At 67.3% G+C, this 10,062-nt stretch carries 6 protein-coding genes; 3 read left to right on the top strand and 3 right to left on the bottom strand.

The genetic code is table 11. From position 1 onward, the window contains the following. Positions 1–5: 5 nt before the first annotated feature. On the top strand, positions 6–3,437 hold the full coding sequence (locus RU01_RS12415; RefSeq protein ID WP_042574872.1) for a TM0106 family RecB-like putative nuclease: 3,432 nt from the start codon (positions 6–8) through the stop codon (positions 3,435–3,437). A 3-nt stretch (positions 3,438–3,440) separates the two neighbouring features. On the opposite strand, the gene RU01_RS12420 is transcribed toward RU01_RS12415, so the two are convergent. Further along, a complete protein-coding gene (locus RU01_RS12420; RefSeq protein ID WP_042574873.1) occupies positions 3,441–4,076 on the bottom strand; it encodes a TetR/AcrR family transcriptional regulator in 636 nt (211 codons plus the stop codon). A gap of 53 nt (positions 4,077–4,129) precedes the next feature. Between RU01_RS12420 and RU01_RS12425 the strand changes: the two genes are divergently transcribed. Continuing rightward, entirely contained in the window at positions 4,130–5,425 is a 1,296-nt protein-coding gene (locus RU01_RS12425; protein WP_042574874.1) for a D-arabinono-1,4-lactone oxidase, read from the top strand. A gap of 13 nt (positions 5,426–5,438) precedes the next feature. Continuing rightward, the gene (locus RU01_RS12430) at positions 5,439–6,935 is read left to right on the top strand and encodes a molybdopterin-dependent oxidoreductase (protein ID WP_197074762.1); all 1,497 of its coding nucleotides are present in this window, start codon (positions 5,439–5,441) and stop codon (positions 6,933–6,935) included. 542 nt (positions 6,936–7,477) lie between these two features. On the opposite strand, the gene RU01_RS12435 is transcribed toward RU01_RS12430, so the two are convergent. Together RU01_RS12435 and RU01_RS12440 are read right to left on the bottom strand one after the other, a co-directional pair. Continuing rightward, positions 7,478–9,517 carry an MDR family MFS transporter gene (locus RU01_RS12435; RefSeq protein ID WP_042574875.1) on the bottom strand — a complete coding sequence of 680 codons (2,040 nt, stop codon included), beginning with the start codon at positions 9,515–9,517 and terminating at the stop codon, positions 7,478–7,480. Positions 9,518–9,536: 19 nt separating this feature from the next. Further along, the gene (locus RU01_RS12440) at positions 9,537–10,016 is read right to left on the bottom strand and encodes a MarR family winged helix-turn-helix transcriptional regulator (protein WP_042574908.1); all 480 of its coding nucleotides are present in this window, start codon (positions 10,014–10,016) and stop codon (positions 9,537–9,539) included. Between the last annotated feature and the right edge of the window lie 46 nt (positions 10,017–10,062).

A 10,062-nucleotide genomic window follows, 5' to 3' on the forward strand; every position in this document is an offset into this window, starting at 1 on the left:
GCGGAATGTTCGTCACCGGAGACTCCCTCGTCCACAGCGCAGGCGATCTGGCACTTGCATCGCAGTGTGAATACGCGCTGCTCCGCACCCTGGACGCGTCTCTCGGCCGCATCGACGTCGAGGGCGTGGACGACGCCATGTTCGCGCGGCTGGCGCGCCTGGGCAGCGATCACGAGGCCCGCGAACTGCTCCGCCTGAAGCGGCTGCACCCGGACGGCATCGCGATGATTCCGAAGCCGGAGAAGCGCATCCCGTCCGAGCTGGCCACAGCCGCGGCCGCCACCATCGCCGCCGCGGCGGAGCGCGTTCCGGTGATCTACCAGGGCACGTTCTTCGACGGGCAGTTCCTGGGATTCAGCGACTTCCTCGTGCTCGACCCGGTGACGGACAGCTACGAGGTGCACGACACCAAACTCTCCCGCAGCGAGCGGGTCCCGTCGGTGCTGCAGATCGCCGCGTATTCCGATGCGCTGACGGCAGCGGGTATTCCGGTATCCCCCACCGGACACCTCGTGCTCGGCGACGGCACCCACAGCACCGTCCACCTCCCCGACGTGCTCCCCGTCTATCGACGGGCGCGGCGGGAGATGGTGGCTCTGCTGACAGCGCACTACGAGCAGTTGCTGCCGGCGTCGTGGGCCGACCTCGACATTCGCGCCTGCTTCCGATGCGAGCACTGCGCACCCGAAGTCGAGGCGCAGCGCGACCTCCTGCTCGTGGCGGGCATGAGGGTGTCGCAACGAGCAGCTCTCCTCGCTGCGGGCATCACCACGATCGACGATCTCGCCGCGTCCGAGGGCTCGGTTCCCGATCTGCCCGAGCGCAGCCTCACCGGACTGCGGTCTCAGGCCCGTGCGCAGGTCGAGCAGGAGAGCACCGGGGAACCGGTCGTGGACGTCCACACCCCGAGCGCGCTCGGAGCACTCCCGGCCCCGGATCCGGGCGACATCTTCTTCGACTTCGAGGGTGATCCCCTCTACAGCGAGCACGGGGCGACGGACTGGGGACTGGAGTACCTCTTCGGCGTCGTGGAGGGCGGAGGCCGGTCGGAGGGCGCAGGCACGTTTCGGCCGTTCTGGGCGCACGATCGGCGGGAGGAGAAGTCGGCGTTCGTCGAGTTCGTGGACTACGTACTGGCCCGGCGCGAGAAGTACCCCGACATGCACGTGTATCACTATGCGGCGTACGAGAAGTCGGCCCTGCTGCGGTTGGCGTCGCGGCACGGCGTGTACGAGAACGAGGTGGATCACCTGTTGCGGCAGCAGGTCCTGGTCGACCTGTATCCCGTCATGCGATCAGCTCTGCGCATCGGCGCGCGGAGTTACAGCATCAAGAAGTTGGAACCGTTGTACATGACCGAGGTCCGCGGGGATGTGGCGGATGCGGTCGCATCGATCACCGAGTACGCGCGCTGGTGCGACCTTCGAGACCGCGGCGACGTCGAGGAGGCTGCGCAGGTGTTGTCGGAGATCGCCGACTACAACGAGTACGACTGCGTGTCGACGCTGGAGCTGCGCGACTGGATGGTCGATCGCGCCCGGGCTGCCGGAGTCGCACTGCGCGGGCCGGTAGCTCCGGTCGATCCGCCTGTCGACGATGCCGATGCGTCGCGAGATGCGTTGTGGGAGTTCGCCGGCGAACCCGGTTCGCGGACCACCGATCAGCAGGCGGCAGCTCTGCTCGCTGCCGCTGTGGGCTACCACGACAGGGAAGCGAAGCCGTTCTGGTGGGCGTACTTCGATCGCCTGTCCTCCCCGATGGACGAGTGGGCCGACACTCGGGACGTGTTCATGGTCGAGGGGGTCGAGTCCATGTCGGAGTGGGCGTCGACAGGCCGCAAGTTGCCGCGGCGTACGACGGTGCTGCGCGGCGAGTTCGGACCCGGTAGCCGCGGGGTCGGATCGAAGGTCACGGTGCTCTACGCACCGCCCGCACCCGAATGGATCGCACCCGAGAAGCGCGCGAACCCCCAGTACCGCTGGACGATGAAAGGCACGGTCCTCGACGTCAGCGACGACGGCTCACTGGTCACACTCGAGGAGTCGCTGTCCAAGGGTGCGGAACCCCATCTGTCCGAACCTGTTGCCACTACGCCGGACTCGTTCATCTCCACGAAGAGTCTCAGCGCCGCCATCGCCGCGACAGCGGCGGAGGTGGCGGCCGGTCTGCCCGCCCTTCCGGCATCGGCGGTGATCGACCTGCTCAGGCGTGATCCGCCGCGATTGCGGTCGGGGGCGGGCCTCACGGGCGTCGCGGCCGATGGTGACGTCATCGCGTCCATCACGGCGTCGCTGCTGGACTTGAACGACTCGTACATCGCTGTTCAGGGACCGCCCGGAACGGGCAAGACGTACACGGGTTCTCGAGTCGTCGCTGCGCTCGCCCGCGACCACGGGTGGCGAATCGGCGTGGTGGGCCAATCGCATTCGGTGATCGAGAATCTGCTCGACGGAGTGATCTATGCCGGTCTCGACCCGGACCGCGTGGCCAAGAAGGTGTCGTCGGACAGGCCACACGAGTGGACAGGCATCGACTCGTACTCGGAGTACCTGGCCTCCCGGACGGGGGGATGCGTGGTCGGAGCAACGGCGTGGCCGTTCACCAATCGGAACGAATTCCAGGAGCTGGAGCTCGATCTGCTGGTGGTCGACGAAGCAGGACAGTTCTCGTTGGCCAACACCGTCGCCGTGGCCAGGGTGGCTCGAAACCTGATGCTGCTGGGCGACCCCCAGCAGCTACCTCAGGTCAGCCAGGGCAGCCATCCCGAACCCGTCGACACGTCGGCACTGGGCTGGCTCGCGGACGGATCGGACACCTTGCCCGCGCAACTGGGCTACTTCCTCGCGACGACGCGGCGTCTGCACCCGGCGTTGTGCTCGGTGGTGTCCGACCTGTCCTACGACGGCCGCCTGAGTTCGCACGAGTCGGTGCAGGTGCGCAACCTCACGGGAGTCGAGCCGGGCGTCCACACGGTGCTGGTCGACCACGTCGGCAACGCCACGTCGTCCCACGAGGAAGCGGTGGAAGTGGTGCGACTGGCTCGCTCGCTCCTCGGGTCGAGCTGGACCGACGGCACCGGAACGCGACCGCTCGAGGCGTCGGATCTGCTGGTGGTCGCTGCCTACAACGGGCAGGTCGCCACCGTGCGTGCCGCGCTGGACGACGCCGGGCTGGGCGACGCGTCGTGCGGAACCGTCGACAAGTTCCAGGGACGCGAGGCTGCGGTGGTGATCGTGTCGATGGCGGCGTCGGCACCCGAGGACGTCCCTCGCGGTATGCAATTCTTGTTGTCTCGCAACAGGATCAACGTCGCACTGTCACGGGGGCAGTGGGCGGCGTACGTCGTGAGGTCACCCGCTCTGACGCACTACCTGCCGTCGTCGCCGGCCGAGTTGTCGCTGCTCGGCGCGTTCATGCGGGTCAGTCCGGACGAGTAGCCGTCAGACCGATACTGCCTTGGTCGCGATCCGGGCAGCCAGGTCGTCGAGTTCGGCGATCACCGCGAGCGTGTCCCGGTCCACCAACCACCGCAGCACGACGCCGTCGATCGTGGCCAGTGCGGATCGAGTCAGTGACCCCATGGGCTCGGTCCACCGCATGGACGACGCCTCCGCGGCCGCGTCGAGGAAACGCTCGGTGGCGGTATCCATCACGCGGTACTGCAATGCGCCGATGCCGGGACCCGCTCCCGCCGACCGCACCGAGTAGGCCGTGATCTCGTACGTGAGCAGCTGACGATCCGCGGTGGCCTCGACGACCGTCCACAGCGCGGCCATACCGCGGTGGAGCACCTCGCGCAGCGCCCGGGGGCCGACGCACCGGAGACCGGACGGCTCCGCCGCGTGATGCAGGGCGATGCTCACCGCCGATCCCAGCTCGTGGACGAGCGAGGCGCCCATGGCGGTGACGAGTGCTTCCTTGTTCTCGAAGCAGCAATGAACGGCGCCCAGGGAGACCGATGCGTGATCCGCCACGGCGCGCACCGTGACCGCGGAGATTCCCGACTCGGCGGCCACTGCGAGTCCTGCGTCGATCAGCTGTGTGCGCCGGAGGTCGGCTGCCAATCGGACGGACATGACCGAATCCTAAGGGGTTGACCTCGACGGACGTCCAGTAGTTGTATCCAGCGATGACCGCATGGACGAACTGGGCAGGAAACCAGCATGCCGAGCCCAGCGCAGTCGTGAGACCCCACAACGCCGACGAGATCTGCCGGATCGTGGCCGCGGCTCCAGGGCGGGTGAAAGCAGTGGGCGCAGGACATTCCTTCACCGGTGCGGCCGTGACGGACGGCATACTGATCTCGCTCGACGACATCACCGGTATCGAGCGAGTCGAGCCGGGACCGGACGGCACCACGGACGTCACGGTTCGAGCGGGAACTCGACTGCACGACCTGAACAATCAGCTGTACGCACGCGGGCTCGCCCTCACGAACATGGGCGACATCGACGTCCAGAGTGTCGCGGGCGCCATCTCGACGGGCACGCACGGAACCGGCGCGGCATTCGGTGGCCTGTCCTCCCGAGTTGTCGGCGTACGGCTCGTCGGGGCCGATGCCCGCGAGATCGATCTCACCGACGGGCCACTGTTCGAGTGCGCACGACTCGGACTGGGCGCGTTCGGCATCCTCACCGCGGTGACGATGCGGTGCGTGCCCGCGTTCGTGCTGCACGCCGACGAGAAACCGGGGAGGTTGGGCGACGCACTCGAACGGTTCCCGGACGACATGCGCACGGTCGACCATCCCGAGTTCTACTGGTTCCCCCACACCGACCGCGTCCTGACCAAGCGGAACACACGCATGCCTGCCGACACCCCACTCGACCCGGTCGGCACACTGTCCGGCGCCGTCGACGACCTGTTGTCCAACAACGTCTTCGAGCTACTCAACCGCGTATCCACGCGCGTCCCCTCGGTCATTCCGCGGATGAACAGACTGTCCGCAGCAGCATGGTCCGGACGCACGGCGACCGACCGGAGTGACCGCATCTTCGCGTCGTCACGCAGGGTTCGGTTCCGGGAGATGGAGTATGCGGTGCCGCCCGAGTCGCTGCCGCACGTGATCCGGGAGATCGACGCCTGGATCGAGCGCACGCAGTACCGGGTGAGTTTCCCAGTGGAGGTGCGCTGCGCCGCAGCCGACGACGTGTGGCTGTCGACGGCGTATCGACGAGAGTGTGTCTACATCGCGGTGCATCAGTATCACCGGCGGCCCGACGGCGGGTACTTCGACGCCGTCGAGGCCATCGCTCGCGACGTCGGCGGCCGGCCGCACTGGGGCAAGCTGCACTCGCTGGACGGCGACACCCTTCGCACGCTGTACCCACGATTCGACGACGTCGTCGCCGAGAGGGGTCGCGTCGATCCGCACGGCGTCTTCGATAACGACTATTCGGACAGAGTCCTGACGCGACTAGAGTGACACAGTGAACGTGATGCGCAGGGCCCTGTCCGGAATACTGGCGGCGGCGCTGGTCCTGGGAATCGGCGAGTTGCTGGCCGCGGTCGTCGGGCCTGATTCGTCGCCGTTCGTCGCAGTGGGATCCGCCGCGGTGGACAACACTCCGTCGGGTGTCCGGGAGTGGGCCATCGGAACGTTCGGTACCTCCGACAAGCTGGCGCTCTTCATCGGCATGGGCGTCGTCATCCTGGCGCTTTCCGCCGCGGCCGGTGTGCTGGAACGACCGAAGCGGCCCATCGGCTCGGCCCTGTTCGTCGTCCTCGGAATCCTCGGTGTGCTGGCGGCGATGACGCGCTCGGGGAGTGGAGCCGTCGCCGCCCTTCCCACCATCGTCGCGGTGGCTGTCGGCATCCTGGTGCTGCGGTCGCTGGTCGACCGCGCGGAACCTGTGGCGGGCGAGGGGTTCTCGCGTCGGAAATTCGTCACACTTGCCGGAATCAGCGCTGCCGCCGCCGTCGCCACGGGTGCCGCGGGTCGAGTGCTGGGAGCGTCGACACGTGCCGTCACCCAGGATCGAGCGGCATTCACCGTCCCGGTGCCCGACAGCCCTGCTCCGCCCGTGCCTGCCTCGGCCGACCTCCGTCTCCCCGGCCTGTCGCCGTACGTCACCTCGAACACCGACTTCTACCGCATCGACACCGCACTGGTGGTGCCTCGCGTGAACTCCGGCGACTGGAGCCTGCGCATCCACGGGATGGTCGACAACGAGATGACCCTGACGCTCGCCGATCTGGAGAAGCGCGTCTCGATCGAACGCATGGTGACGCTGACGTGCGTGTCCAACCCCATCGGCGGCGACCTGATCGGCAACGCGACCTGGACCGGGTACTCGCTGAAAGACATTCTCGCCGAGGCCCGTCCGCAGTCGTCCGCGGACATGGTGCTGTCCTCGTCGTACGACGACTTCACCGCGGGCACACCGCTCGACGTGCTGATGGACGGCCGCGACGCCATGCTGGCCGTCGCCATGAACGGTGAACCACTCCCCATCGAGCACGGTTACCCGGCGCGCCTCGTCGTACCCGGTCTGTACGGGTACGTGTCGGCAACAAAATGGGTGACGGATCTCGAAGTGACCAAGTTCAGTCAGGCGCGGGCGTACTGGACCGACCGCGGATGGTCCGAACGCGGCCCGATCAAGACGGCCTGCCGCATCGACACTCCCGCCGGGAGCAAGGACGTCGACGCCGGCACCGTCATGATCGCGGGCGTCGCATGGGCGCAGCACCGCGGAATCTCACGCGTCGAGGTGCGAGTCGACAACGGCGACTGGGCCGAGGCGACACTGTCGGACGAATACTCGCGCGACACGTGGCGCCAGTGGTCGTACGCATGGGAGGCCACGTCCGGCCAGCACCGCATCGAGGCCCGCGCCACCGACAGCACCGGCGAGGTGCAGACCGACGTGCGCGTCGACACCGTCCCCGACGGCGCCAGCGGCTACGCGAGCATGCCGGCCAACGTGCGCTAGGCCGACCGGCTCTACCTTCGGCCCGAGCGCACACCCTTTTCGGTGTCCGCACACCCGCTACGGCTGACTGGGAAGGGTGTGCGCTCACCACACGGGGTGTGCGCTTGTTCGGTGGTGCGGCGCCTGGATGGAGCGCACACACTTTCCGGTGTCCGCACACCCCCTACAGCCGACTGCAACGGGTGTGCGGTCACCACAAACGGTGCACACACCCCTTGCAGCCAACGAAGCCGGCGAGCACACAGAACGTCGCCGCACCCAGCCCGAGCGCACACCCCTTCCGGTATCCGTACACCCCCTACAGCCGACTGCAACGGGTGTGCGGTCACCACAAACGGTGCACACACCCCCTCCAGCCAGCGAACCCGGCGAGCTGACCGAACGTCGCCGCACCCAGCCCGAGCGCACACACCTGCCGGTGTCCGCACACCCCCTACAGCTGACTGCAACGGGTATGCGGTCACCACAAACGGTGCACACACCCCCTCCAACGACGAACGGACGCACCCATATCGGGTGCGTCCGTTCGGCGAAGCGGTGGATCAGTTGTTGAAGGCGCTGAACCGCGACTGCACGTCGGGAACGTGCACGTCTCCGAGCACCCGAGCGATCTGGTCTTCGCTCAGGCCGAGGCGACGGAGTCGCTCGCACACTGCGTCGAAGCTCAGCATCTTGGCGTCGAGTTCCTGCTGGAGCTCGGCGACCTCGGCGCGGAGGACCTCTGCTTCCTCGAGCGCGTCGAGGGTCTCGGCGGGCTTGGGGAGCAGCAGCGAGAGCAGGCGATCACGAGCGTCGGTGCTGAGTCCGTCGAACGGTGCGGAACCGTCGGCAGCCTCGTGCTTCCCGGCCGGGGCGTCCAAACGAACACCATCCGTCCGAACATCATCCAACCGAACACTCTCGGACCGGGCACCATCCGACTCGACAGCATCCGACCGAACAGCCTTGACGCGGTCGGAGTCGAGCTCGGCAGCTGCTCCGTCGGCGAGCGGCACAACGGTGTCGGCACCCTCGGGCTTCATGTCGATCGTGGTGCGCAGCGGGCGGTTCGGGATGAACAGCACGGCGAGCACGGTGACGAGGGCGACGAAGCCGGCGATCAGGAAGATGCGTCCGGTGGCGTCACCGTAGGCGGTACGGATGACTGCGGCGATCGGAGCGGGCAACGCACCGATGTCGAGGGATCCGCCGCCGCTGGATCCGGCGGGGACACCGAGTGCAGCGAGGCCGGCTGCCGAGTTGTCGGCGACGCGGGTGGCGAGAACCGAGCCCAGGACCGAGACTCCGATGGCTCCACCGAAGGTACGGAAGAAGGCGACGGTGGACGATGCGGCGCCGATGTTCTGCACGCTGACCGTGTTCTGGACGGCGAGGACGAGGTTCTGCATCAGCATGCCGGTACCGAGGCCGACGATGGCGATGAAGACGCCCACGAGCCACAGGTTGGTGGCGTGGTCGAGGGTTCCGAGCAGTCCGAAACCGATGACCAGCAGGAACGAGCCGGTGACGATGAAGGGCTTCCACTTGCCGAAGCGCGAGATCAGCTGACCGGATCCGACCGACGAGACGAGCATGCCGGCGACGAGCGGGATGGACAGCAGTCCGGCTGCGGTGGGTGAGTATCCGCGAGCGGTCTGGAAGTACTGGCCGAGGAAGGTGGTGGCACCGAAGAGGCCGACACCGACTGCGACGGACGCGATGATGGCGAGCCCGGTGGTGCGCTCGGTGACGATCTTCAGCGGGATGATCGGGCTCTTGACCTTGGCCTCGACGAGGACGGTGGCGATGAGCAGTGCGACGCCGCCGCCGACGTACATGGCGGTCTCGCGGGAGATCCAGTCGTAGTACCCGGCCTTACCGGCGAACGAGACCCAGATGAGCAGGACGGACACACCGGCGGTGAGGAGCAGCGCTCCGAGCCAGTCGATGGAGACGTCGTCCTTGCGCTCGGTGGTGATGTGCAGGGTGCGCTGGAGCAGCAGGAGCGCGATGACGGCGAGCGGGATGCAGACGAAGAAGCACCAGCGCCATCCGAGCGGGCTGTCGACGATGACGCCGCCCAGGATGGGGCCACCGGACATCGAGACGGCCATGACGGCGCCCATGTATCCGGAGTAACGGCCACGCTCACGCGGGGAGACGATGCTGCCGATGATGGCGACGACGAGGGCGGTCAGACCACCCATGCCGATGCCCTGCACGACGCGGGCGGCGAGCAGGATCGGCACGTTGTGTGCGAATCCGGCCATGACCGAGCCGAGGACGAAGATGACGAGCGAGCTCTGGACCAGCAGCTTCTTGTTGAAGAGGTCGGCCAGCTTGCCCCAGATGGGGGTCGAAGCCGCGTTGGCGAGCAGCGCCGTGGTGATGACCCAGGCGTACGCGGTCTGCGAGCCCTTCAGATCACCGATGATGGTGGGCAGTGCGGTGGAGACGATCGTCGTGCTCAGCAGCGCCGTGAAGAGACCGGCGAGCAGGCCGATGAGTGCCTCGAGAATCTGGCGGTGCGACATCGCCTTCGGGTCTGCCGAGGTGGAGGTGTCACCTACCTGTGAGGGTGGAGTGTCCTGTGTGACAGTCATGTCGGTGTTCTTTCTTTTCTCAGTTATGTGAGAGGACGCGGTGGCCGGAATGGCGGGCCTGCGCCTCGTCGGTGAAGGTGGTGGTGAGTCGGCGTATGGAGCAGAGCGCGGCATTGGCCTCGTCCTCGTCCCAGTCCCCCAACATGCGGGACAACCGTTCGACTCGTTGACCCTTGATGCGTTCCAAGCACTCGAGACCCGCGTCGGACACCCGAACCCGGGTGGCGCGTCCGTCGTCGGGATCGGGGGTGCGTACGACGTGCCCGGCGTCCACCAGCTCGGCAAGCTGACGGCTGAGCACGGACTGGCTGGTGCACATGGCCCCGGCCAGTTCGGACTGCCGGCATTCGCCGTGCGTGGCGAGTGTGCCGAGGACACCGATGAGAGCGGACGGCAACTCCGTCCGGTCGTCCCCCGTCGACACGGCCACGCGCAGCGCGCGGCCGAAGCGGAAGACTTCCTCCACCAGCGACTCTGCTGTGTCGGTGTTGACGGCCACGTCGATCACTCCCCGTTCTCGTTTACTTGCTGTCCACAACTATATA

The sequence above is a fragment of the Rhodococcus sp. MEB064 genome (assembly GCF_000834565.1).
Lineage (GTDB): Bacteria > Actinomycetota > Actinomycetes > Mycobacteriales > Mycobacteriaceae > Rhodococcoides.